17 protein-coding genes are annotated in these 23,848 nt (G+C 65.4%); 8 read left to right on the forward strand and 9 right to left on the reverse strand.

From position 1 onward, the window contains the following. Positions 1-12 precede the first annotated feature (12 nt). From gyrB to dnaA, 4 genes are all read right to left on the reverse strand, one after another. Positions 13-2,472, reverse strand: a complete 2,460-nt coding sequence (gyrB, locus tag AC5P57_RS19240) for a DNA topoisomerase (ATP-hydrolyzing) subunit B (protein WP_262235919.1) — start codon at positions 2,470-2,472, stop codon at positions 13-15. Between the two features lie 112 nt (positions 2,473-2,584). Then, entirely contained in the window at positions 2,585-3,679 is a 1,095-nt protein-coding gene (recF, locus tag AC5P57_RS19245) for a DNA replication/repair protein RecF (protein WP_262235920.1), read from the reverse strand. Positions 3,680-4,672: 993 nt separating this feature from the next. Continuing rightward, positions 4,673-5,773, reverse strand: a complete 1,101-nt coding sequence (dnaN, locus tag AC5P57_RS19250; protein WP_005411731.1) for a DNA polymerase III subunit beta — start codon at positions 5,771-5,773, stop codon at positions 4,673-4,675. Between the two features lie 275 nt (positions 5,774-6,048). Further along, positions 6,049-7,380, reverse strand: coding sequence for a chromosomal replication initiator protein DnaA (dnaA, locus tag AC5P57_RS19255; RefSeq protein WP_005411730.1), 1,332 nt, complete (start codon positions 7,378-7,380; stop codon positions 6,049-6,051). A gap of 255 nt (positions 7,381-7,635) precedes the next feature. Here dnaA and rpmH point away from each other — a divergent pair, with 255 nt between their 5' ends. The 6 genes from rpmH (at position 7,636) to AC5P57_RS19285 (ending at position 15,521) form a co-directional block, all read left to right on the forward strand. Beyond that, positions 7,636-7,776, forward strand: coding sequence for a 50S ribosomal protein L34 (rpmH, locus tag AC5P57_RS19260; RefSeq protein WP_005411729.1), 141 nt, complete (start codon positions 7,636-7,638; stop codon positions 7,774-7,776). A gap of 5 nt (positions 7,777-7,781) precedes the next feature. Next, positions 7,782-8,276, forward strand: coding sequence for a ribonuclease P protein component (gene rnpA, locus AC5P57_RS19265; protein ID WP_012481687.1), 495 nt, complete (start codon positions 7,782-7,784; stop codon positions 8,274-8,276). Continuing rightward, the gene (gene yidC, locus AC5P57_RS19270) at positions 8,276-9,991 is read left to right on the forward strand and encodes a membrane protein insertase YidC (RefSeq protein ID WP_099554150.1); all 1,716 of its coding nucleotides are present in this window, start codon (positions 8,276-8,278) and stop codon (positions 9,989-9,991) included. The genes rnpA and yidC overlap by 1 nt, the downstream gene beginning before the upstream one ends. Before the next feature lie 95 nt (positions 9,992-10,086). Continuing rightward, positions 10,087-12,759, forward strand: a complete 2,673-nt coding sequence (locus tag AC5P57_RS19275; protein WP_099554152.1) for a polysaccharide deacetylase family protein — start codon at positions 10,087-10,089, stop codon at positions 12,757-12,759. Positions 12,760-12,762: 3 nt separating this feature from the next. Further along, entirely contained in the window at positions 12,763-14,112 is a 1,350-nt protein-coding gene (gene mnmE / locus AC5P57_RS19280) for a tRNA uridine-5-carboxymethylaminomethyl(34) synthesis GTPase MnmE (protein ID WP_142808021.1), read from the forward strand. Positions 14,113-14,405: 293 nt separating this feature from the next. Continuing rightward, on the forward strand, positions 14,406-15,521 hold the full coding sequence (locus AC5P57_RS19285) for a glycerophosphodiester phosphodiesterase (RefSeq protein ID WP_099554156.1): 1,116 nt from the start codon (positions 14,406-14,408) through the stop codon (positions 15,519-15,521). Positions 15,522-15,678: 157 nt separating this feature from the next. Here the strand turns inward: AC5P57_RS19285 and AC5P57_RS19290 are convergent, their stop codons facing one another. Together AC5P57_RS19290 and AC5P57_RS19295 are read right to left on the reverse strand one after the other, a co-directional pair. Further along, positions 15,679-16,449 carry a rhomboid family intramembrane serine protease gene (locus AC5P57_RS19290; protein WP_099554158.1) on the reverse strand — a complete coding sequence of 257 codons (771 nt, stop codon included), beginning with the start codon at positions 16,447-16,449 and terminating at the stop codon, positions 15,679-15,681. 105 nt (positions 16,450-16,554) lie between these two features. Beyond that, the gene (locus tag AC5P57_RS19295) at positions 16,555-17,517 is read right to left on the reverse strand and encodes a TerC family protein (protein WP_010487446.1); all 963 of its coding nucleotides are present in this window, start codon (positions 17,515-17,517) and stop codon (positions 16,555-16,557) included. Positions 17,518-17,866: 349 nt separating this feature from the next. Between AC5P57_RS19295 and AC5P57_RS19300 the strand changes: the two genes are divergently transcribed. Beyond that, a complete protein-coding gene (locus AC5P57_RS19300) occupies positions 17,867-19,036 on the forward strand; it encodes a class I SAM-dependent rRNA methyltransferase (RefSeq protein ID WP_010487449.1) in 1,170 nt (389 codons plus the stop codon). Between the two features lie 40 nt (positions 19,037-19,076). Here the strand turns inward: AC5P57_RS19300 and AC5P57_RS19305 are convergent, their stop codons facing one another. Together AC5P57_RS19305 and AC5P57_RS19310 are read right to left on the reverse strand one after the other, a co-directional pair. Then, on the reverse strand, positions 19,077-19,955 hold the full coding sequence (locus AC5P57_RS19305) for a hypothetical protein (RefSeq protein ID WP_262235923.1): 879 nt from the start codon (positions 19,953-19,955) through the stop codon (positions 19,077-19,079). Next, positions 19,952-20,560 (reverse strand): protein klaA, encoded by a 609-nt coding sequence (locus AC5P57_RS19310; RefSeq protein ID WP_495219756.1) that lies wholly within the window; start codon positions 20,558-20,560, stop codon positions 19,952-19,954. The genes AC5P57_RS19305 and AC5P57_RS19310 overlap by 4 nt, the downstream gene beginning before the upstream one ends. A gap of 362 nt (positions 20,561-20,922) precedes the next feature. Between AC5P57_RS19310 and AC5P57_RS19315 the strand changes: the two genes are divergently transcribed. Then, positions 20,923-22,164 (forward strand): dipeptidase, encoded by a 1,242-nt coding sequence (locus tag AC5P57_RS19315; protein WP_262235924.1) that lies wholly within the window; start codon positions 20,923-20,925, stop codon positions 22,162-22,164. A gap of 92 nt (positions 22,165-22,256) precedes the next feature. On the opposite strand, the gene AC5P57_RS19320 is transcribed toward AC5P57_RS19315, so the two are convergent. After that, positions 22,257-23,684, reverse strand: coding sequence for an amino acid permease (locus tag AC5P57_RS19320; protein ID WP_099554166.1), 1,428 nt, complete (start codon positions 23,682-23,684; stop codon positions 22,257-22,259). Positions 23,685-23,848: the final 164 nt, after the last annotated feature.

Consider the following 23,848-nt stretch of genomic DNA (forward strand, 5'->3'; position numbering starts at 1 on the left):
CACCGGATTGTGTCAGATATCCAGGTTGGCGACCTTCAGTGCGTTGTCCTCGATGAAATCGCGACGCGGTTCGACGACATCGCCCATCAGGGTGCTGAAGATCTGGTCGGCTGCGACAGCGTCTTCGATGCGCACCTGCAGCAGTCGGCGGGTTTCCGGGTTCACGGTGGTGTCCCACAACTGCTCCGGATTCATTTCACCCAGACCCTTGAATCGCTGGATCTGGCGGCCGCGCTTGGCCTCTTCGAGCAACCAGTTCTGCGCCTTGGCAAAGCTGTCCACTTCGATCGACTTGGCGCCGCGGGAGATGGTCGCACCTTCGCGGACCAGGCCATGCAGCAGCTTGGACGCCTGGTGGATCGCGCGCAGTTCGCCGCTTTCGAACGCCGACATCGGCAGCACCTGGATGTGCTGTTCGCCCATGTGGCGACGGGTCACCAGCACGGCGGCCGGGCGCTCATCGTTGGCTTCCTGCAACTCCAGGCTGAAGCGCGGGCTGCCCAGGCTGCCCTGGTTGAGGCGCTTGGCCAATGCATCCAGGCCTTCACCTTCACCGGCATTGCGCAGGCTCTCCAGATCCATCGGCACGAAATCGACCAGCGCTTCGAGCAGGTTGCGGTCATAGCGGTGCGCGTTGCGCTCGATGGAATCGAGGGCAGCAGCGTAGGCCAGCAGCAGCTTCTCCAGCGCCAGGCCTTCGATGCCCGGCTCGCCGGTGGCCGGCACCAGCGCAGCGTTCTCCACTGCGCTGCTCGCCAGGTAGCTGTCCAGCGCCGGGTCGTCCTTCAGGTACAACTCCTGCTTGCCCTGCTTGATCTTGTACAGCGGCGGCAGGCCGATGTAGACGTAACCGCGCTCGATCAGCTCCGGCATCTGACGGTAGAAGAACGTCAGCAGCAGGGTGCGGATGTGGGCGCCGTCGACGTCGGCGTCGGTCATGATGATGATCTTGTGGTAACGCAGCTTGTCCGGGTTGTACTCGTCACGGCCGATGCCGGTGCCCAGCGCGGTGATCAGCGTACCGACCTGGTCGGAGGACAGCATGCGGTCGAAGCGTGCGCGTTCCACGTTGAGGATCTTGCCGCGCAGCGGCAGCACCGCCTGGTTCTTGCGGTTGCGGCCCTGCTTGGCCGAACCACCTGCCGAGTCACCCTCGACGATGAACAGTTCGGACAGCGCCGGATCCTTTTCCTGGCAGTCGGCCAGCTTGCCCGGCAGGCCGGCGATATCCAGCGCACCCTTGCGGCGGGTCAGGTCGCGGGCCTTGCGCGCGGCTTCACGTGCACGCGCGGCGTCGACGATCTTGCCGGCGATCGCCTTGGCTTCGTTCGGGTTTTCCTGCAGGAACTCTTCCAGGCGCGCACCGAAGGCGTTTTCCACCGCCGGGCGCACGTCCGAGCTGACCAGCTTTTCCTTGGTCTGGCTGGAGAAGCTCGGGTCCGGCACCTTCACCGACAGCACGGCGATCATGCCTTCGCGCATGTCGTCGCCGGTCAGGTTGATCTTGGCCTGCTTGGCGATGCCGTTCTGCTCGATGTAGTTGTTGAGCACGCGGGTCAGCGCACCGCGGAAACCGGCCAGGTGGGTACCGCCGTCCTTCTGCGGGATGTTGTTGGTGAAGCAGTACATCGTCTCCTGGTAGGAGTCGGTCCACTGCAGCGCCACATCCACCACGATGCCATTGTGCTCGCCGGTAACCGAGATGACATTCGGGTGCAGCGGGGTCTTCAGCTGGGCCAGGTGCTCCACGAAGCTGCGGATGCCGCCTTCGTAGTGGAAGTCATCGCGGCGGCCGTCGCCACGCTCGTCAGCAAGGACGATCTTGACGCCGGAGTTCAGGAACGACAGTTCGCGCAGGCGGCGGGCCAGGATGTCGTAGTGGAATTCCACGTTGTCGTGGAAGGCAACGGTGGACGGCCAGAAGCGCACGGTGGTGCCGCGCTTGGTGGTGGTTTCCAGCGTGGCCAGTGCGGTCACGGCGGCGCCGTCGCTGAATTCCTGCTGGTAGTGGAAGCCGTTCTGGAACACGTCCACCAGCAGCTTCTGCGACAGCGCGTTGACCACGCTCACGCCGACGCCATGCAGGCCGCCCGAAACCTTGTAGCTGTTGTCGTCGAACTTGCCGCCTGCGTGCAGGACGGTCATGACGACTTCGGCCGCAGACACTTCGCGACCGAGCTTGGCACTCATCTGTTCGTGCTTGCCGGTCGGGATACCACGGCCGTTGTCGGACACCGAGACCGAACCGTCAGCGTGGATCGTCACCGCGACATGGTCGGCGTGGCCGGCCAGCGCTTCGTCGATCGAGTTGTCGACGACCTCGAACACCATGTGGTGCAGACCGGTGCCGTCATGCACATCACCGATGTACATACCGGGACGCTTGCGGACAGCCTCCAGGCCTTCCAGGGCGGTAATGCTGTTGGCGTCGTAATTGCCGTTGTTTGCCGGGGTGTTCTGTTCGTCGCTCATTGCGCTTGCCGTAGGCTCCGCAGGTCGGCCACCGCTTGGAGCGATGCGCCGAGAATGAAAGGATTCCAACCCGAATTATACCAGCCGGGGTCGAGCGGCCCTGGTGTGCCCACTATGGCACAGCCACGATCTGTGCATGTTCCACGTGGAACCGGGCGATCTGGGTCAATTCCTGCAGCGCCGCCGGAGTTTCGGTGGCGGTGATGAAGATTTGTGCTGGGCCATTGAGCAGGCGCTCCAGTACCCGCGCCTGGTGGGTGCGATCCAGCTCCGAAGCCAGATCATCCAGCGCGATCACCGGCCATTCGCCACGCTGTTCGGCATAGTCTTCGGCCTGCGCGAGCAGGCAGGCCAATGCCGTCAGCTTGGCCTGGCCCCGGGACAGCGCATCGCGACCTGGAATGCTCTGGAAATCCACACTCCAGTCCGCCCGGTGCGGGCCGACCGAGGTGTAGCCGGCCTGACGGTCGCGCTCGCGAGCCAGAAGCAGGGCATCGGCCAGCGGAAGTTCATGCCGCCGCCATCCAGGACTCAGTTCCAGTCCCTGGATGGCGAGTTGCGGTGCCAGGCTGGCGGCCAAGGCCACAGTGCGTTGCTGCAGACGCTCCAGGTAGTGCTGGCGGTGGCTGGTCAGTGGTTCTCCAGCCTCGGCCAGCTCGTGATCCCAGGTATCGAGCATCCGCGACGGCCCGCCCTGCTTGAGCAGGGCATTGCGCTGCTTCAGCGCCCGGGAGTAGCGGCGCCACAAGGACAGAAAGTCCGGTTCCACGTGGAACAAGCCCCAATCGAGGAAGCGGCGGCGAGGTTCCCCACCACCACTGACCAATGCATGGCTCCCAGGCTCGAACGTCACCACGGCCAGCGCTGCGCAGAGATTGCCCAGTTGCGCGACATCTTCGCCGTCCAATCGCCCCTTCCAGTCCTGGCCACTGTGGCGCAGGCCAGCCTTTCGGCGGTGGGGCGGGTGATCGGCACGCTGTTCGTCCCATTCCACGAAGATTTCCAACGCTTCCTGGCCCTGGCGCACCAATCCATCGCGCACCCGGCCACGGAAGCTGCGTCCATAGGCCATCAGATGCAGGGCTTCCAGCACGCTGGTCTTGCCGGCACCGTTGTCGCCGGTCAGCAGGTTCAATCCCGGCTGGGGCGACAGGTCCACCGCACTGAAGCGACGCAGTTGGTGCAGGGCGAGGCGGCGGATAAGCATGGGGCGCGAAAGACCATCCGCACGAGGCGGTACCGGGGCAGGGAATCCATCAGCTTACTGCATCGGTCAAGCAGGACGCGCTGCGCCAGCTGCAACGCGGAGCAGAGAGCTCTGCGCGCCAGGCAATCGCACGTTCCACGTGGCACCACGGCATCCGCTTGACCGCTTACAGGCCTGGACCTGGCCAGAATCCCTTCAATTCTGCTGAGGGCGGCAGGGCATCGACCCTCAGATTTCAACGATTTAAGGGCCTTTGTACAGCCATGAGTGCGCGCTTCGGCGGGGGGCGTTCGGATGACCCGGCGGATTCCTTCAAATCTGCGATCCAGTGTCCTGGAGGGTTCCACAGATTTCAAAGAATTCAGCCCCTTCGTTTCACGCTGTCCACAGCGGGTCTGTATGACTTATACACAAGGTATGGGCAATCTGTGGATAAAAAAGGCCTTTTCCCTGCCGCCTAAAACTATCCACAGGTTCCCCCCCAGCCTGAGGGGCCTCTATACAGGGGGTTTCAGCCGTATAAATTTGTTTTAAATCATGCAGATAGCTGGTTTTTCCACGAGATCTGGCCCTACCATCACCACCATGCTTTAGATTTATACCCAGATTTAGAAGCTAGGCTCGGCCCGTTCTGCCCCGAATCAGCCCTGTGGACAGACGCGTTTGCAGAAGCAGCGGAGATCGCAGCATCAGTGGTGCCTCGCTTCGCCAATCCAGTCAGATCTGGCCGAATACACCCACGTTGAGAATCCAGGTACTGGCGTTTCCGATCGAATGTGATGCGTCAGCGAGCATTGGCCGCAATCGCGCTGGTCCCAACACCCGCCGTGAATCGTACTGAAGGCAGAGCGCTAGAAGGGGACCAGCGATGAGGGGGACGTCCCTGCAAACGGATGCTGCTCAACACCCCGACCCAATGCTCCACGTGGAACAAAAAAAAACGCCCGGGAAGATCCCGGGCGTCGTTCGGTTCCACGTGGAACCGCGCTGCTGTCAGAGGCGCAGCGGCATGACCACGTGACGCGACTTCTCGCTGCTGGATTCACGCACCAGCGCGGAGGAGTTGGAGTCGCGCAGCTGGATGATGACTTCCTCGTCGCGCAGCGCAGACAGCGCATCCAGCAGGTAGTTCACATTGAAGCCAATGGCCAGATCGCTGACCGTGGTGTCGGCCTCGATCTCTTCCTGGGCTTCTTCCTGCTCCGGGTTATGCGCACTGATCTTCAGGTTGCCCGGCGAGACTTCCACGCGGATGCCGCGGTACTTCTCGTTGGACAGGATCGCGGCACGCTGCAGCGAGGCACGCAGGGCTTCGCGATCCACCTTCACTTCACGGTCGGCACCGATCGGAATCACTGCTTCGTAATCCGGGAAGCGACCGTCGATCAGCTTCGAGGTGAAGGTGACATCGTCGCGCTTCACGCGGACATGGCTGCGGCCGACTTCCAGCTCGATCTCGCGATCGCCGCTTTCCAGCAGGCGCTGCAGCTCGGTCACGCCCTTGCGCGGCACGATGATCTGGCGCTTGGAACCGCTGGGCTTGGCCAGGTCGGTTTCGCACAGGGCCAGGCGATGGCCGTCGGTGGCAACAGTGCGCAGGGCATCGCCGCGCAGATCGAACAGCAGGCCGTTGAGGTAGTAGCGCACGTCCTGCTGGGCCATCGCGAACGCGGTGCGTTCGATCAGTTCCTTCAGGGTCGCTTCGCCGATGGCCACGCGCTCAGTGGCTTCCACTTCGTCCACCGACGGGAAGTCGTTGGAAGGCAGGGTGGCCAGGGTGAAGCGGCTGCGGCCGGCCTGCACGGTGATCTTGTCACCGGTCTGCGAGACGGTGATCCGGCTGCCGTCGGGCAGGGCGCGGATGATCTCGAACAGCTTGCGGGCGGGAATGGTGGTTTCGCCGTCCTGGGCGTCTTCAACCGCGATCCGCGACACCATCTCCACTTCCAGGTCGGTACCGGTCAGCGACAGCTGGCCGTTCTGCACCTGGACCAGGAAATTGGCCAGAACCGGAAGGGTCTGGCGGCGTTCGACCACGTTGACGACCTGTGCCAACGGCTTGAGAAAGGCTTCGCGCTGCAGTGTGAAACGCATGTGGTTCCGTGCCCCTATGCTTTAAAAAATGTGGAATAAATCAAAAGCTTGGTGGTGCTGGTAGAGACAGAATCGCTGGAAAACAACGCTAAGTCTTTGTAAATAAAAGAATTTCAGACCTCGAAACCCTCTGTATTACCGACCCCCAGGGGGTGGGGAAAGTTGTGGATAAATTCAGCGCGATTTCAAACGCCATTTTTATCCACAACGTGTCCCGCGCTTGCTACCGGATTCTGCACCGTTTTGTGCGATGACGCCTCATCGGCATCCGTGCATCATTCGCTCAGCTTCCGGATCAGCTTGTCCCAGTCCTCGCGGAGCTTGCCGTCGGTTTCCATCAGGGTGCGGATCTGGCGGCAGGCATGCAGCACCGTGGTGTGATCGCGACCGGCAAAGGCGTCGCCGATCTCGGGCAGGCTGTGCTCGGTCAGTTCCTTGGTCAGGGCCATGGCGACCTGGCGGGGGCGGGCCAGCGAGCGGGTCCGACGCTTCGACAGCAGATCCTTGATCTGCAGGCCGTAGTAGTCGGCAACGGTTTTCTGGATGTTGGGAATGCTGATCGCCTGCTGCTGGGCGCGCAGCAGATCGCGCAGGGTTTCCTGGGCGAATTCGGTGGTGATCGCGCGGCCGGTGAAATTGGCGCGGGCGGTCAGCGTATTGAGCGCGCCCTCGAGGTCGCGCACGTTGGAGCGCATCTTCTTGGCGATCAGGAACGCAACATCATCGGGAATCTCGGCACCGCGCTCGCGCGCCTTGGCCAGCACGATCGCGGCGCGGGTCTCGAAGTCCGGCGGTTCGATCGCGACCGACAGGCCCCAGGCAAGCCGCGACTTCAGGCGCGCTTCCAGGCCCTCGACTTCGCGCGGATAGCGGTCACAGGTCAGGATGATCTGCTGCTTGCCATCGAACAACGCGTTGAAGGTGTGGAAGAACTCTTCCTGGGTGCGGTCCTTGCCGGCGAAGAACTGGATGTCATCGATCAACAGCGCGTCCACCTGCTGGAACTGGCGCTTGAACTGATCCATGGTCTTTTCCTGCAGGGCCCGGATCATCGCGCTGAAGAACTGTTCCGAACGCAGGTACAGCACCTTCGCGCCCGGATTGGCCTGGCGCATGGCGTTGCCGGCGGCGAACATCAGGTGGGTCTTGCCCAGGCCAGTGCCTCCGTACAGCAGCAGCGGGTTGTGCGCGCGGTCGCCCGGCTTCTGCGCCGCCTGGAACGCGGCGGCCAGGCCCAGCTGATTGCTGCGGCCTTCAACGAAGTTGGCGAACGTGTAGTGATTGTCCAGGTTGCCGGCAAACGGCACCTGCGGTTCGCTGGACACATGCGCCGATGGCGTGGAAACCGGCGCGTTCTGCGCCTCCACAGGGCGCGGGCGCGAGCCGATTTCAAGGAAAACGTCGCTGAAACCGGCGAAATGCGCCAGCAGTTCGCGGATCCGGGCCAGATACAGCTCGCGGACCTGGTCGACGATGAAGGCATTCGGTGCATACAGCACCAGGCTGTCCACGCGCAGATCGGCCTGCAGCGGCTTCAACCAGGTATGAACGTCTTCCGGCGGGAACTCCGCTTCGAGGCGCTCGAGACTACGGGACCAAGCATCCATCAGCAATAATCGTCCGGTGGCCGGGGCATGGACGCGACAAGGCGCCCAAACACAGGCCGGAAAGGGGGGAAATGGATGGCTCAGACTACCACCGAGCGCCCGCCTTCGGAATGCTTGTCCCCTACTTATTCACAAAAACATCCACAGCTATTGCACAGCCCAGTGAATTCGCGTAGCTGCCAGGGGTTGACTTGGGCCGGGGTACCTCTCTAGAATTTCCGGTTCTTTCCGTCCCATTCATACGAGAGGCCCCCAATGGCCACGAAGCGCACCTACCAGCCCAGCAACCTCAAGCGTAAGCGCGACCACGGCTTCCGTGCCCGTATGAAGACCGCTGACGGCCGCAAGATCCTGTCGCGTCGCCGCGCCAAGGGCCGCAAAGTCCTGAGCGCCTGATTGCCATGCCGCACAGCGCGGCAGACGCAATCCCTTCGACAGTGAATACTGCAGACCCGCGCAAGCGATTCCCTCGCTCTGCGCGGGTTCGCACGCGTGCCGAATATTCAACGGTCTTCAACGGCGCCCGCCGTGTGTCCGATCCGCTGATGACCCTGCACTGGCTGCCGGCTGACCGGCCGGCCAGGCTGGGTCTGGCGGTTTCCCGCAAGGTTGATCCGAACGCCGTCGGGCGTAACCGGATCAAGCGCGTCCTGCGCGACATCCTGCGTCAGACACGTACCGACATCCAGCCAGGCGACTTTGTCGTCGTGGCTCGTAGTGCTGCGCGTTCCGCCAGCAACGACGAGATCCGCCAGGCCTTCCTGCGCCTGCTGCGTCGCCTGCGTGCATTGCCCACGCCGGGCGTGGACGGCACAATGCCGCCGCCTGATGGCATCGCAACTCCCTCTTTGACCGAGCCGGCATCGCGTCCCGGCCCCGCCGAGCCTGTCCGCTGATGAACCAGACCCGCGTATTCCTCATTTTTGCCTGGCTGATGGTGGCCGTGCTGCTGTGGATGGAGTGGAGCCGTGAAAAGGCTGCTCCGACCCCGGCACCGACGACCACGTCGGCCCCGGCCGCCGCACAGAGTGTTCCGGGCGCGACCCCGGGCGCCATCCCCAGTGCCCAGGTGCCGGGCGCCCCGGGCCAGGCTGCCGTGCAGGCCCAGGCCAGCGCCACCCCGGCCAGCCAGCGCGTGACCGTCACCACCGACGTGCTGCGCCTGGTGCTCGACGGCGGCCGCGTGCTGGACGCCGAGCTGCTGCAGTTCCCGCAGACCAAGGACGAAGGCAGCCCGCCGGTCCGCCTGCTGACCGAAGACCCCGCGCACCCGTACAGCGCGATCAGCGGCTGGGCCAGCGAAGACAAGAACACCCCGGTGCCGGGTGCCGACGGCTTCAAGCTGGTCGGCGACACCAAGGACTTCGTGCTGGCCAAGGGCCAGAACGAGCTGCAGATCCCGTTCGTGTGGACCGCCGACAACGGCGTGACCATCAAGCGCACCCTGACCGTCTCGCGCAACGAGTACGCCGTGCGCTTCAAGGACGAAGTCAGCAACGCTGGCGCCGCCCCGTGGAACGGCTACGTCTACCGCACCCTGGACCGCACCCCGACCATCCTGTCGCGGAGCATGACCAACCCGGATTCGTTCAGTTTCAACGGTGCCACCTGGTACGACAACGACAAGAAGTACCAGCGCCGTGCGTTCAAGGACTACCTGGAAGACGGCACGCTGAACCAGAACATCACCGGCGGCTGGCTGGCGATGCTGCAGCACCACTTCTTCACCGCCTGGATCCCGCAGAAGGACCAGACCGCGCACTACGTGCTGTCGCAGGTGGCCGGTCGTGACCTGATCGAAGCGCGTGGCCCCGCCTTCACCGTGGCCCCGGGCCAGTCCACCAGCACCGAAGCCCGCCTGTGGGTCGGCCCGAAGCTGGTCAACCTGATCGCCAAGGAAGACGTGCCGGGCCTGGACCGCGTGGTCGACTACAGCCGCTTCTCGATGATGGCGGTGATCGGCCAGGGCCTGTTCTGGGTGCTGAACCAGGTGCACAAGCTGGTCGGCAACTGGGGCTGGGCGATTGTCGGCCTGGTGGTGCTGCTGAAGCTGGTGCTGTACCCGCTGTCGGCCGTGCAGTACAAGAGCGGCGCCAAGATGCGTCGCTTCCAGCCGCGCATCGCGCAGTTGAAGGAACGCTACGGCGATGACCGCCAGAAGTTCCAGACCGCGATGATGGAGCTGTACAAGAAGGAAAAGATCAATCCGATGGGCGGCTGCCTGCCGATCCTCATCCAGATGCCGATCTTCTTCGCCCTGTACTGGGTGCTGGTCGAGTCGGTCGAACTGCGCCAGGCGCCGTGGCTGGGCTGGATCCAGGACCTGACCGCACGCGACCCGTACTTCATCCTGCCGGTGATCAACGTGGCGGTGATGTGGTTCACCCAGAAGCTCACCCCGGCGCCGGGCATGGACCCGATGCAGCAGAAGATGATGCAGTTCATGCCGCTGGTGTTCGGCGTCATGATGGCCTTCATGCCGTCCGGCCTGGTCCTGTACTGGGTGGTCAACGGCGGCCTGGGCCTGCTGCAGCAGTGGTGGATGACCAAGCGCCATGGCGGCGAGCCGGTCCCGGCCACCACCGCCCCGGCTCCGGTCAAGAAGAAATAATCCCGACCGACCCGCAAAAGCCCGCCGCAAGGCGGGCTTTTCGCATGCGGCGTTAGAATTCCCCGGACACCGTTCCTCCCACTTCCGAGTCCGCCATGCCGCGTGCGTCGTCGTTCCGCCTGTTCCTGCCTTCGCTTCTGCTCACCCTGGTCGTTGCCGGCTGTGGTGACAAGGACGCGAAGGCACCGGCGACCACCGTCACCCAGCCCAGCGCGCAGGCGGCTGCTGCTGCCGATCCGGCCGCTGCACCGTTGCTGGCTGCGTTGCAGAAGCAGCTCGACGGCTACCGCCGGATCATCGTGCTGCTGGCCGACGAGGAACAGCAGTCGGCCGCCGACCGTGGTACCTCCACGCGCGTGGGCCAGCAGCTGTTCCACGATGGGCTGGAACAGCGCACGGCGATCGCCGCACAGTTCGATACGCTGCTGCGTGGTTCCAGCCCCCAGCGCTTCGCCACCCTCGGCACCGTGCTGGACTACATCGAGTCGGCGCCGGAACTGTTCGACGCCGACCGCCTGGCTTTCCGCGAAGTGCTGCGCGATCTGCATGAGCGCGTCGGCACCGACTCTTCGCTGCCGGCGGTGAAGCTGCACCAGCGCATCGGCGAGGACCTGGAAGCGCTCGATGAGATCGAACGCAACTACAACCAGGAACTGACCCGCATCTTCAGCCGCTTCGAACGCACCCGTGCCATCGAGCTCAAGCGCGAGAAGTGGGAGGACTACATCGCCCACCTGCACAAGGACTACAACCGCGAAGCGATCCTGCGCGACTACGGCGTGATCGAGCCGTACCCGATGTCGATGAAGGACAGTGACCGCGAGATCTTCGGCCGCGACCTGCCGGCCAAGACCGTGGTGCTGACCTTCGACGATGGCCCGCACAAGGCCTATACCGATGAAGTGGTGGCCATCCTCAAGCGCTACGACGTGCCGGGCGTGTTCTTCGAAGTGGGCCGCAACCTGGGCAAGGTGGAAGCCGATGGCAAGGTCAGTCTCGGCCCGATGGCGAAGATCAGTCGCAATCTGATGGAGGAGGGCTATGCGGTGGGCAACCACAGCCTGACCCACGCCCAGCTCTCGCGCACCACCGGTGATGCGCTGCGCCAGCAGGTGCTGGACACCGACACGCTGCTGAAGGATGTCGACAGCAAGCGTGCACCGCTGTTCCGCTTCCCCTATGGCGCGCGCAACGCCGAAGGCCTGCAGCTGCTCAACGAGGCCGGGCTGAAATCGATCATGTGGAACATCGACTCGATGGACTGGGCCGACCCGGTCCCGGAGTCGATCGTGCAGCGCGTGCTCGACCAGGTGAACAAGGAACAGCGCGGCATCATCCTGTTCCACGACATCCACGATCGTGCGGTGAAGGCGCTGCCGCAGATCCTCGACCGCCTGATTGCCGATGGCTACCAGTTCGCAGGCTGGAACGGCCGCGACTTCACCGTTGCCCGCGCGCGCAAGGGCGACACCGGTGCCGCCACCGTCACCACTGGCTACGAGAAGTCGTGGGCGATCGTGGTCGGCATCGACAACTACGCCAAGTGGCCGAAGCTGGAATACGCCAGCCATGACGCGCAGGCGGTGGCCGACACGCTGACCGGGCAGTTTGGTTTCCCGTCCTCGCAGGTGATCGTGCTGAAGAACGAGCAGGCCACCCGCAACAACATCCTGGCCGCCTTCCACGACCGCCTGGCCGATGACCGCACCGGAAAGAACGACCGCGTGTTCGTGTTCTTCGCCGGCCATGGTGCCACCCGCCAGCTCGCCTCCGGACGCGACCTTGGCTACATCATTCCGGTCGATTCGGACCCGAAGGAATTTGCCACCGACGCCATTGCGATGACCGACATCCAGAACATCGCCGAGAGCATGCAGGCCAAGCACGTGATGTTCGTGATGGATGCCTGCTACAGCGGCCTGGGCCTGACCCGTGGCGGCCCGGCGTCGTCGTCGTTCCTGCGCGAGAACGCACGCCGCAGCGCACGCCAGATGCTGACAGCCGGCGGCGCCGACCAGCAGGTCGCCGACGCCGGTCCCAATGGCCATTCGGTGTTTACGTGGGTGCTGCTGCAGGCGCTGGCCGGCAAGGGCGACCTCAACGGCGATGGCCTGATCACGGGTACCGAACTGGCCGCCTACGTGGCGCCCGCCGTCTCGGCCGTTTCGCACCAGACGCCGGCCTTCGGCAGCCTGCCCGGTTCGCAGGGCGGGGAGTTCGTGTTCCAGGTGCCGGACAGCCAGGAGTTCCTCAATGCCGATACGCGCCAGCTGACCGCCGATGCGATCGCACTGAACAACAAGGTCGAAGCCGCCAGCGAAGCCAAGGGCAGCCAGGCGCCGGTGACGGTGGCCGACCTGCAGGGTGGCAAGGCCAAGCTTGTGGTGCCCACTGCCGGCCCGGCGTCGGATCGCCAGCGCGCGCAGCAGGCCAATGACCGTGGCCTGCAGCTGTACCGCGAAAAGCAGTACGACGAGGCGGTGGCGCAGTTCACCGAGGCGCTGAAGCTGCGCCCGGACTTCGCCCAGGCTGCCAACAACCTCGGATTCGTCTACTACCGCCAGCAGCGTTACGCTGAAGCCGCACGCTGGCTGGAGAACACGCTGAAGATCGACCCCTCGCGTGCCGTGGCCTATCTCAACCTGGGCGACGCCTACTTCAACGCGGGCGACAGGGCCAAGGCGAAGCAGGCCTACACCACCTACCTGGCGCTGCAGCCGCAGGGCAGCGGTGCTGCACAGGCGCGCGCGCAGCTGGAGAAACTCTGAGCGATGGACGATACCTTTCGCACTGACACCATCGTCGCCATCGCCAGCGCACCCGGTGCCGGTGGCGTCGGCCTGCTGCGCCTGTCCGGCCCGCGCGCTGCGGCCATCGCCAACGCGCTGGGTGCGCCCGCGCTGCGCCCGCGCCATGCGCACTACGCACGCCTGCGCGATGCCGACGATGAGGTGATCGACGATGGCATCGTGCTGTGGTTCCCGGCGCCGAACAGCTTCACCGGCGAAGAGGTGGTGGAACTGCAGGGCCATGGCAGTCCGGTGCTGCTGCAGCAACTGGTTGCGCGCTGCATCGCGCTGGGCGCGCGCCAGGCACGGCCGGGCGAGTTCAGCGAACGCGCGTTCCTCAACGGCAAGCTCGACCTGGCCCAGGCCGAGGCCATCGCCGACCTGATCGCCGCCGGCGACAACCGCGCCGCACGCGCCGCTCGCCGTTCGCTGGATGGCGTGTTCTCACGGCGCATCGACGCCGTGGCCGAGCAGCTGGTGCTGCTTCGCATCCATGTGGAAGCGGCCATCGACTTTGCCGACGAACCGCTGGATACGCTCGGTGGTGCGCAGGTGCGCCTCGGGCTGGAACAGGCGCGCAGCGATCTGGCCCTGCTGCGCCGCGACGCCGAACGTGGCCGTCGCCTGCGCGATGGCCTGCACGCGGTGCTTATCGGTCCGCCCAATGCAGGCAAGAGCTCACTGCTGAACGCGCTGGCCGGCAGCGAACGCGCCATCGTCACCGATATCGCGGGCACCACCCGCGACACCCTGCGCGAGACCATCCGCCTGGATGGCCTGGAACTGACCCTGGTCGACACCGCGGGACTGCGCGACGGCGGCGACGCCATCGAACGTGAAGGCATGCGCCGCGCCCACGTGGAAATCGAGCGCACCGACCTCGCGCTGATCGTGCTGGACGCGTGCGATCCGGCGGCCGGTGAGGCTGCGCTGGGGCAGGCCGTGGCGGCGGTGCCGCACAAGGTCTACATCCACAACAAGTCGGACCTGCTGGATACGTTGCCCGCGCTGGATGACCCGGACCGTGTGTTCGTTTCGGCCGCCACCGGCGCCGGGCTGGACGACCTGCACGCGCGCCTGCGCAGCATCGCCTCGGCCGGGGCAGGGGAGCAGGTGGATGGCGAGTTCTCCGCGCGCACCCGCCACGTGGATGCGATCGAACGCGCACAGGAACACGCACAGCGCGCCGATGGCGAGCTTGCGCACGAACACCTGGAACTGGCCGCCGAAGAACTGCGGCTGGCACATGACGCGCTGGGCGAGATCACCGGCCAGATGAGTGCCGATGATCTGCTGGGCAGGATCTTCTCCAGCTTCTGCATCGGGAAGTAAGCCTTGGTAGTGCCGGCCGCTGGCCGGCATCCCAGCCAAACGAGCTGCTCGGGATCAGATCTCCGAAGGGGCTCTGACACCGTCATCGATCAACCGCGCGGCTCACGCTCGGGTAGGTGCCAACCCTCGCTCAGGTAGGTGCCAACCTTGGTTGGCACAGTGCGTCCGGGGCCATGGACGCCGGCTGGCAGAGCGCCGACCAAGGTCGGCGACTACCGAATCCATGGGGTCCCCCACCTGTCACATTCCCGCCGCATACTGACGCCCATCACATACCGCTTGGGGAAGTCGCAGTGAAGTCGTGGGGTTGTGCGTTGCTGTTGTCGCTGGCCGTGGCACCATCGGTGGCCATGAGTGCTGAATCCTCCACCCCGGCCGCACCCAAGGTGTCGGTCTACGGCCATCGCGGGGCAAGCGCACTGTTGCCCGAGCACACCCTGGCGGCCTATGCACAGGCCATCGCCGATGGCGCCGACTACATCGAACCGGACCTGGTGATGACCAGGGACGGGGTGATGGTGGCCCGCCACGAGAACGAGATCGGCGGTACCACCGACGTCGCCTCGCATCCGGAGTTCGCCAGCCGCCGCACCAGCAAGGTGATCGACGGTCAGAAGGTCGACGGCTGGTTCACCGAAGACTTCACCCTGGCAGAGCTGAAGACCCTGTACGCCCGTGAGCGCCTGCCGGAACTGCGCAGCACCGCCTACGACGGCCAGTTCCGTATCGCCAGCCTGGACGAGATCCTGGCCTTCCTGGTGCAGCAGGCCGGGCGCGCCAACCGTGGCATCGGCCTGGTCCCGGAGATCAAGCACCCGACCTACTTCCAGTCCATCGGCCTGCCGATGGAAGACAAGCTGCTGGCCGCACTGCGTGGCAATGCCTATACCAACGTTGGCCCGGTCACCATCCAGTCGTTCGAGACCGCCAATCTGCGCTACCTGCGCGGCAAGATTCCGCGCGGCAGCAACATCCGCCTGCTGCAGCTGCTGTGGAAGGGCGACACCCAGCCAGCCGACATCGCCAAAGCCGGTGGCAAGCTGACCTACGCGCAGATGATGACCCCGGCCAGCTTGAAGGACATCGCCAGCTACGCCGACAGCATCGGCCCGGAACTGCGTTCGATCATTCCGCTGGATGACAAGGGCGCGCTGGGCACGCCGACCACGCTGGTGCGCGATGCGCATGCGGCTGGCCTGATGGTGATTCCGTACACCTTCCGCCCGGAGAACCATTTCCAGGCCAGCAACCTGCGCAAGGGCGCCGACAACGCGCGCAATGCCGAGGGCTCGATTGCCGAGATGCGTGCCTATCTGGCCACCGGCATCGATGCGTTCTTCACCGATGACCCGGCGCTGGGCCGGCAGGCGGTGGATGGAATGGGCGCGGCGGGCAACGCGGCGGACTGACCGGCGTCAATGCGGCCGGGCATGGCCCGGCGCTACCCGGGGGGCCGGTGTGCTCTGGCAGGTGCCAACCTCGGTTGGCACACAACAACCGCGCCGACCAAGGTCGGCCACTACCGGGTCATGAGGTTGCCGGCCAGCGGGCGGCACTACCGTCACCTCAACTGCGCGGGTCGTCCGGGCGGCGGAACGGGATCACCACGTAGTCCTGGCCTTCGCGCGGCTGCCACAGCACCGGCACGCGCTGCGGAGATGGCGGCTCCAGCTCGTCGTCGGCCAGCGGCTCGACCTCGTCCTCTTCGTCTTCCCAGCTGTAGCGTTGGCGCGGCGGCAGCGGGTCGGCGTTGCGGAACAGCAGCGCGGCGATGATGCCGGCGAAGGCGCCGCCCATGTGTGACTGCCAGGACACGCCGTCGGCGTGCGGCAGGATGGTCATCAGCATGCCGCCGTAGAACAGCATGCCGATCAGGCCGGTGGCAATCGCTGCACGGTCGCGGCGCAGCAGGCCCAGGCTGGCCAGCAGGAACATCAGGCCATGGGTCACGCCGCTGGCGCCCAGGTGCACGCTGCCCGGATTGCCCAGCATCCACGCGCCGATGCCCGAGCCCAGCCACAGCAGGGGCAGGGCGCGCACGGTGGCTTTCGGGTAGACGCTGCCGGCCAGCGTGCCGAGGATCAGGATCGCGATGCTGTTGGCGACGATGTGCTCGACCGAGGCATGCAGCATCGGGCCGCCGATCAGGCCAAGCAGGCCCTTGGCTTCCAGCGGCGCGACCGCCCACGGTCGCCAGTCGAACGTGCCCTGCAGGGCGAACACGGCCACCAGGGCCAGCACGGCGGCCAGGCTGACATTGAACGCCCGCAGGATGCGCGAGCGGTCATTGCGGGGGGCCGGCACGTCGCCGGTGGGCAGGGGCGCGTTGTTGTCCATACCTCAGCAATGGCGGTGACTGGCACGAAACCAAGGCCACCGCTGCGGGAGAGTGGAATCGGCCGGTGGGACAATCCCACCGGCCGCGCCGTTCAACGGTCAGGCTCAGGCCTGGCCTTCGCCTTCCTTCGGCGGGTACTTCAGGCTCAGCACCACGGTGGCGGCGATGATCACTGCGACCACGCCCAGCGACACCGGGGTCGGGATCTTGAACAGGTCGATGATCATCATCTTGATGCCGATGAAGCCCAGCACCAGCGCCAGACCGTACGGCAGCAGGTGGAAGCGGTCGGCCATGCCGGCCAGCAGGAAGAACATCGCACGCAGGCCCAGCACCGCGAACACGTTGGAGGTGAGCACGATGAACGGGTCGGTGGTGATTGCGAAGATTGCCGGGATGCTGTCCACCGCGAAGATCACGTCGGTGACCGCGATCAGGATCAGCACCGCGAACAGCGGGGTGAACCAGCGCACGCCGTCGCGCTTCACGCTCAACGCGTTGCCGGCGTAATCCGGCAGCAGGCGCAGGTGCTTGCGCATCCAGCGCAGCGCCGGGTTGGTTTCCAGATCAGGCTCCTGGCCAGCGGCGAACCACATCTTCCAGCCGGTGAAGAGCAGGAAGGCGCCGAACACGTAGAGCAGCCAATGGAACTGGCTGATCAGCACGCTGCCAGCGAAGATCATGATCGTACGCAGCACGATCGCACCCAGGATGCCGATGATCAGCACCTTCTGGCGCTGTTCCTCGGGCACCGCGAAGTAGCTCATGATCATCAGGAAGACAAAGATGTTGTCGACCGCCAGCGCCTTCTCGACCAGGTAGCCGGTCAGGAACTCGAGGCCGACCTTGTTGGCCACCACCTGGCCCGCGGTCTCATTCAGGTAGTACCAGAGGCCCGCATTGAACAGCAGGGCCAGCGCGACCCAGCCGATGGACCACCACAGGGCCTCCTTGAAGGTGACCTTGTGCGGTCCACCATGGCGCATCAACACGAGGTCGACCAGCAGGGCGATGACCACCACCGCTGCGAAGCCGCCCCACAACCACACGTTACCGATCGTCTGCATTGGGAATGTCCGTTGGAAAGATGAATGCCAGGCCGGACGGCGAGGATCTGCAACGGAGGATCGGGAGGGGGATCCAGGGACAGAGCTTCGCCAGTACGGCGAAGGTCTCGCTCGCAGTTCCAGTCGGCTGGAACTGCCGTTGCACCGGAGCCTGCGGGCTCGAAATGACGGCGACAACGTCTGGGAGCTACTCCCCTTCTGGCGCCGATTCTGCCGTCTGGCCGGGCCGCCGTCAAATGGGCGGCGGCGGGGTCGGATCCCCGCAGGGGCTCCGACCCCTCGTCGTCGCCATACCGGGGTCAGAGCCCCTTCGGGGATCTGACCCCGGTGCCCGGTTTACAATAGGTGGATGAATACCCCCCTTCCGATTGTCCGCCTCAAGAATGCGTGGCGTTCCAGCCACCCGTGGATCTTCCAGAAACTGGTCGAGAAGCCGACCGTCCGGCCCAAGCCCGGTTCCATCGTCGACGTGGTCGGCATCGATGGCGAGTTCATTGGCCGCGGGTTCTACAACGGGCACTCGCGCATTGCCGTGCGCATCCTCGAAACCGACCAGAACGTACCGGTCGATGCCGGCTGGTTCTCGCGCAAGATCGCCCAGGCGGTGTCGCTGCGCCGTGAGGTGCTGAAGCTGGACGCGGTGTCCGACGCCTGGCGCGTGGTGCACAGCGAAGGCGACGGCCTGTCCGGGCTGGTGGTCGACCGCTACGGCGACCTGGTGGTGGTCGAGTTCTTCGCCGCCGGCATGTTCCGCCATCGCGAGTGGATCTATGACGCCCTGCGCGAGCAGTTCCCGGGTTGCCGCTTCCACAGCTTCGCCGACGAGCACGTGCAGAAGCAGGAAAGTTTCGACTTCCACGGCAACACCACCACCGAAGCGTCGGTGATCACCGAGTACGGCATCAAGTTCCGCGCCGACCCGGCCGGTGCGCACAAGACCGGCTTCTTCGCCGACCAGCGTGAGAACCGCGAGTGGCTGAGCCAGCAGGTGGAAGGCAAGAGCGTGCTGGACCTGTGCTGCAACACCGGCGGTTTCGCCGTGTATGCGGCTGCGCGTGGTGCTTCGGAAGTGGTCGGCATCGACATCGATGAAGACGTCATCCAGATCGCCAAGGGCAATTCGCGCCTGAACAATGTGCGTCCGAAGTTCGTCCAGTCCGACATCTTCCCGTGGCTGCGTGATGCCGCCAACCGCGGCGAGCAGTACGACGTGGTGATCCTGGATCCGGCGAAGATGACCCGCGACCGCGACCAGGTGATCACCGCGCTGAAGAAGTACCTGGACATGAACAAGCTGGCGCTGGGCGTGGTCAAGCCCGGTGGCCTGTTCGCCACCTTCTCCTGCACCGGCCTGGTGGCCGAGGACCAGTTCCTCGACATGCTGCGCCGCGCGGCCTATTTCTCCGGCCGCACGATCCAGATCCTGAAGGTGGCCGGCGCTGGTCCGGACCATCCGTTCATGGCCCACGTGCAGGAATCGCGTTACCTGAAGGCCGTGTTCTGCCGCGTGGTGGATTGATCCAAGGCTTCGGTGTTGCCGGTCGCTGGCCGGCAGCACCTCACGGTTGTGCGCTGGCCTGCGGGGGCGGTGGCTGAAGTTGCTGCAGCAGGCCGTTGATCACCCGGGCCCGGCCGCGCACGTGGTAGCCCAGGGTGGTCAGGCCGATGCCGGCGATGACAAGCAGCAGCAGTGACCAGGCGATCGCCATGCCGATGACGTGCAACACGTCCATGCGCAGCCAATGGGCATGCAGCCACGCCTGGCTGCGCGCCGAATAGGGAACCTTGGCTTTGGCTTCAAGGCGCGCACGGATGACATCGGGCACCGCGATACCGATGTCCTCGCCGCGGGCGATGGCCAGGCCGGTGTCGTTCAAGGGGGTGCTGGTCCTTGCAAGCGAGTGCTGCGCCTGCAGGTAACCCTGCCATTGCGGGCTCAGCGCGGTGAATCCGGGGCTGTCGATGAGCTTGCCAAGCTGCGTGCTGTCGAGCTTCGTGCCATCGCCGACGTCGGCCCGGCTGAAGTCGGGACTGACGATTCCGTTGCCAGCCATCAGGACGACCAGCATGGAGCCGCCGATCACGAACGAGAAGGTGAAGTGGCGTACACCGCGATTGAGCAGCACCCTGCGCAGGCCGAACCCCATCCAGACCAGCATGCCGCCAGCGAAGCACAGGCTGGCAGACAGCAGCAGGGCGATTGTGGACGGGTCATTGCCGTAGCCGGCCGGAACGTGCGCCGAGGGCGGGCTGCCGGTCAGGCCCTGCAGGAAGATCATGGACAACAGCGCAGCGGCCGGCAGCACCGCGAAACAGGCCAGGCCCACGGTGCGTGCGAACGAACCCCGGCGATACAGCGCGCGCAGGCCGGAAACCGCTTCGACCCGCTGCTGCAGCTCTGCTGGCACCTTCAGTGGATCGGGCCGGGACGTGATCATGCGGGTTCTCCGGAAGCACGAAGCAGCTGCTGCAGGGCCTGTTTCAGCTGGTCCTGGGCCTGTGCCGCACGCGCGACCATCTGCGGGCTGGCGTTGTCGCTGTTCTGCAGCGCCTGGATGGTCTGGCGCCAGATCGGCACAAGGATCTGCACGGTCTCGCAGTAGCGGTCGAGCAGTTCAATGGCGTGGTTGCGTGCCAGCTGCACCTGGATGCGGCTGATCGAGTGGCTGGCCAGCAGCGCGGTCAGATTGGCCACGCGCCGCTGCAGGCGTTCCACGGGGCGGTCCAGCACCAGCGGATCGTCCACGGCGCCATTGTCCGCTGGCAGTTCCTGCAGGAACTGCACCCCCGCATCGATGTAGATCTGCAGGCGTGCACCCTGCGCATCATGCTCATCGAGTTGCGCATTCAAGCGGTCGACGCTGCTGCGCACCGCTGCGGCCTGGTGCTCGACCTCGGACAGCACGTCGCCGTTGCCGCCCAGCGCGATGCGCCGGCGAAGCCGCCGCTCGATATCGGCGCCGGTGAACCGATCCCACCAGCTGGCACGTTCCAGCAGAGCATTGGGGTCGTGTTCGGCAAGGCGGCTGACCAGACCGGCCAATGCTCTGGCCAGCGCGTGGGCGCTGCCATCCTGCCAGGCAGGCTCCGCGCTGGCGTTGGCCAGTTCGGCGGGGCCATAGCGACCGATGTCGATGCGCCCGGCGAACAGGACCGGTAGTACGTCGCGCTTGAGCTGTTCGACGCTGAGCGGCGCACCCTCAGGTGCAGGGTGAGCGGTAGGAAGGGGGGGGCGGGGCGGAATGGGACATCGGAATTCCGTTTCAGGGGCGACGCAGCCGGTGGGTTGCCGTCATCGATAGCGGCTGCCGCCGAGTGTAATGGAGTGCGCAGGGTCACCCGGCACTACCGGAGGTTGCCGACACAGCGCTATGGTCGGGTTCTTCTCCTTGCCGGTGAGCGTCCATGCCATCGCTGTGTCGCCTGTCTCTGTTGCTTACCCTGACGCTGTGCGCGCCGTTGTCTGCCCATGCCATCGAGTTCAGCGCGCAGGAACTGGCCCGCGCCAAGGCACTGCAGCAGCGCCTGGTCACCCTCGACAGCCATCTGGATACGCCGGCCAATTTCGGCCGTACCGGTTTCGACATCGAACAGCGTCATGACCGCAACGCGCTTTCGCAGGTCGATTACCCGCGCATGGTCGAAGGCGCGCTGGACGGCGGTTTCTGGGCGATCTACACCGACCAGGGCGACCGCACCGCCGCCGCCCATCTTGCCGAACGCGACCACGGCCTGCAGCGCCTGATGGAAATCCGCGAAATGCTGGCCGCCAATCCCGAGCGCTTCGCACTGGCGCTGAGCGCCGATGATGCCACGCGGATCAAGGCCGCCGGCAAGCGCGTGGTCTACATCAGCATGGAAAACGCCAGCCCGCTGGTGGACGATCCCAGCCTGCTCTCCTTCTACCACCGTGCCGGCCTGCGCCTGCTCAGCACCGTGCACTTCGCCAACAACGAGTTCGCCGATTCGGCCACCGACCCCAAGGGCGCGGAATGGAAAGGCCTGAGCCCGGCCGGCAAGGAGCTGGTGCGGCAGGCGGTGAAACTGGGCATCGTGATCGACCAGTCGCATGCATCGGACGCGGTGTTCGATGACCTGGTGGCGATGATGCCGGTGCCGTTCGTGCTCTCGCACAGCTCGGCCAAGGCCGTCTACGACCACCCGCGCAACCTGGATGATGCGCGGTTGCGCAAGCTGGCCAAGGCCGGTGGCGTGATCCAGGTGAACGCCTATGGCGGCTACCTGATCGACACTGCCAAGACGCCCGAGCGCAAGCAGGCCGAGGAAGCGCTGAGCAAGCAGCTGGGCGGCTGGGAAGGCATGGGCATCGAGCAGGGTGTTGCCCTGCTGGAAGCCGAGCAGGCGCTGGACCACGAGCACCCGGTGCGCCACGCCAGCCTGGACGACTTCTTCGCCCACTTCGAGCACATCCTCAAGGTGGTCGGCCCGGAACATGTGGGCATCGGCCTGGACTGGGATGGCGGCGGTGGCCTGAGTGACCTGCCCGATGTCAGCCAGCTGCCGAAGATCACCGCGTGGCTGCTGCGCAAGGGTTACACCGAGCAGCAGATCGCCGGCATCTGGGGCGGCAACCTGTTGCGGGTGATGCGCAAGGCGCAGGATTACGCCGCAAAGCAGGGCGGTTGACCGCCCTGCGGTCGTGCCGGCCTCTGGCCGGCATTGCCCGTATCAACAGAATGCAAGTTGCCGGCCAGCGGCCGGCACCACCGATGAACCGGTTATTTCGCGATCAACGCGTGGCGGCGGCTGTACAGGAAGTACAGCACCAGGCCGACCACGTTCCACAGCAGGAAGTACAGCTGGGTGCTGTGCGGCAGGCTGAGGAACAGGTAGATGCAGCCCAGCGCGGCCAGCGGGCCGACCACGAAGGCCAGCGGCGTGCGGAACGTGCGCTCGCGGTTCGGCTCGCGCAGGCGCAGCACCACCAGGCAGATGCCCACGGCAGTGAACGCGGCCAGGGTACCGGCATTGGCCAGCGCCGCGATCTCGTCCAGGCGCGCCACACCGGCCAGCGCCGACACCACCACCGCGGTGAACAGCGTGGTCGCCACTGGCGTGCCGGTGCGTGCGTTGACCTTGGACAGGCCACGCGGCAGCAGGCCGTCGCGGCTCATCACGAAGAAGATGCGGCTCTGCCCGTACAGGAAGGCCAGCAGCACCGTCGGCAGGGCGATGATCGCGATCACGCCGATCACCATCGCCGCGGTCGGATGGCCCAGCTGGCGCATGATCAGGGCCAGCGGCTCAGCGCTGTGGCCGAACACGGCGTAGCTCATCGCACCCACGGCGGCCAGCGCCACCAGCACGTAGACGATGGTGCAGCCGATCATCGAACCGATGATGCCGATCGACAGGTCGCGGCCCGGGTTCTTGGTTTCCTCGGCGGCGGTGGAGATCGCATCGAAGCCGTAGAAGGCGAAGAAGATGATCGCCGCTGCCGCCATCACGCCGTGCTCGACGCCGTCAGGGCCCATCGACTTGGCGAAGCCATACGGCATGAACGGCTGCAGGTTGTTGCTGTCGAAGGCGGGCAGGGCCACGGCCACGAAGATGGCCAGCGCGATCAGCTTGAACACCACCAGGATGGCGTTGAGGGTGGCGCTTTCCTTGGTGCCGGCCATCAGCATGCCTGCCACCAGCCAGGTGATGATGATCGCCGGCAGGTTGATCATGCCGCCTTCCACGTGCGGGCCGGCGGCAAGCCAGGCCGGCAGGTGCACGTTCCAGCCGAACTGGGTGTGGACCCATTCGAGGAAGCCGACGAAGTAGCCGGACCAGCCCACCGCCACCGTACTCACCACCAGCGAGTACTCCAGGATCAGGCTCCAGCCCACCACCCAGGCGAATACTTCGCCCAGCGCACTGTAGCTGTAAGTGTAGGCACTGCCGGCGGCCGGCATCATCGTCGACAGCTCGGCGTAGGACAGTGCCGCGCAGGCGCAGACCGCACCGGCAATGGCGAAGGAGATCAGTACGGCCGGGCCGGCCAGGTTGGCACCGACGCCGATCAGTGTGTAGATGCCGGTACCGACGATGGCGCCAATACCCAGCGCGATCAGGTGCGGCCAGCTGAGCGTCGGGATCAGACGCCTGCCGGCTTCGTGGACGGTGACGGAATCTAGGGACTTGCGCCGGAACAGGGACATGCAGGCCTCGGAAGGGGTGACTAAGAACGACAAGTTCCCGAGTGTGACCGAACGCAGCGCAGCATTGCCACTGACGGGGGTCATGCATGGCGGGGCGCGCGCTGCCCCCCGGCCAGGCTGCCGGAATCGGCACAAACGCTGGCAGGATTCGAAATGATTCGATC

The organism is Stenotrophomonas sp. YJH_SMC_79 (genome assembly GCF_059367995.1).

What these genes read in the sequence shown, in the direction of transcription:
- gyrB (WP_262235919.1), bottom strand. Translation starts at nt 2,472, where the DNA reads ATGAGCGACGAACAGAACACCCCGGCAAACAACGGCAATTACGACGCC.
- recF (WP_262235920.1), bottom strand. Translation starts at nt 3,679, where the DNA reads ATGCTTATCCGCCGCCTCGCCCTGCACCAACTGCGTCGCTTCAGTGCG.
- dnaN (WP_005411731.1), bottom strand. Translation starts at nt 5,773, where the DNA reads ATGCGTTTCACACTGCAGCGCGAAGCCTTTCTCAAGCCGTTGGCACAG.
- dnaA (WP_005411730.1), bottom strand. Translation starts at nt 7,380, where the DNA reads ATGGATGCTTGGTCCCGTAGTCTCGAGCGCCTCGAAGCGGAGTTCCCG.
- rpmH (WP_005411729.1), top strand. Translation starts at nt 7,636, where the DNA reads ATGGCCACGAAGCGCACCTACCAGCCCAGCAACCTCAAGCGTAAGCGC.
- rnpA (WP_012481687.1), top strand. Translation starts at nt 7,782, where the DNA reads ATGCCGCACAGCGCGGCAGACGCAATCCCTTCGACAGTGAATACTGCA.
- yidC (WP_099554150.1), top strand. Translation starts at nt 8,276, where the DNA reads ATGAACCAGACCCGCGTATTCCTCATTTTTGCCTGGCTGATGGTGGCC.
- AC5P57_RS19275 (WP_099554152.1), top strand. Translation starts at nt 10,087, where the DNA reads ATGCCGCGTGCGTCGTCGTTCCGCCTGTTCCTGCCTTCGCTTCTGCTC.
- mnmE (WP_142808021.1), top strand. Translation starts at nt 12,763, where the DNA reads ATGGACGATACCTTTCGCACTGACACCATCGTCGCCATCGCCAGCGCA.
- AC5P57_RS19290 (WP_099554158.1), bottom strand. Translation starts at nt 16,449, where the DNA reads ATGGACAACAACGCGCCCCTGCCCACCGGCGACGTGCCGGCCCCCCGC.
- AC5P57_RS19295 (WP_010487446.1), bottom strand. Translation starts at nt 17,517, where the DNA reads ATGCAGACGATCGGTAACGTGTGGTTGTGGGGCGGCTTCGCAGCGGTG.
- AC5P57_RS19300 (WP_010487449.1), top strand. Translation starts at nt 17,867, where the DNA reads ATGAATACCCCCCTTCCGATTGTCCGCCTCAAGAATGCGTGGCGTTCC.
- AC5P57_RS19305 (WP_262235923.1), bottom strand. Translation starts at nt 19,955, where the DNA reads ATGATCACGTCCCGGCCCGATCCACTGAAGGTGCCAGCAGAGCTGCAG.
- AC5P57_RS19315 (WP_262235924.1), top strand. Translation starts at nt 20,923, where the DNA reads ATGCCATCGCTGTGTCGCCTGTCTCTGTTGCTTACCCTGACGCTGTGC.
- AC5P57_RS19320 (WP_099554166.1), bottom strand. Translation starts at nt 23,684, where the DNA reads ATGTCCCTGTTCCGGCGCAAGTCCCTAGATTCCGTCACCGTCCACGAA.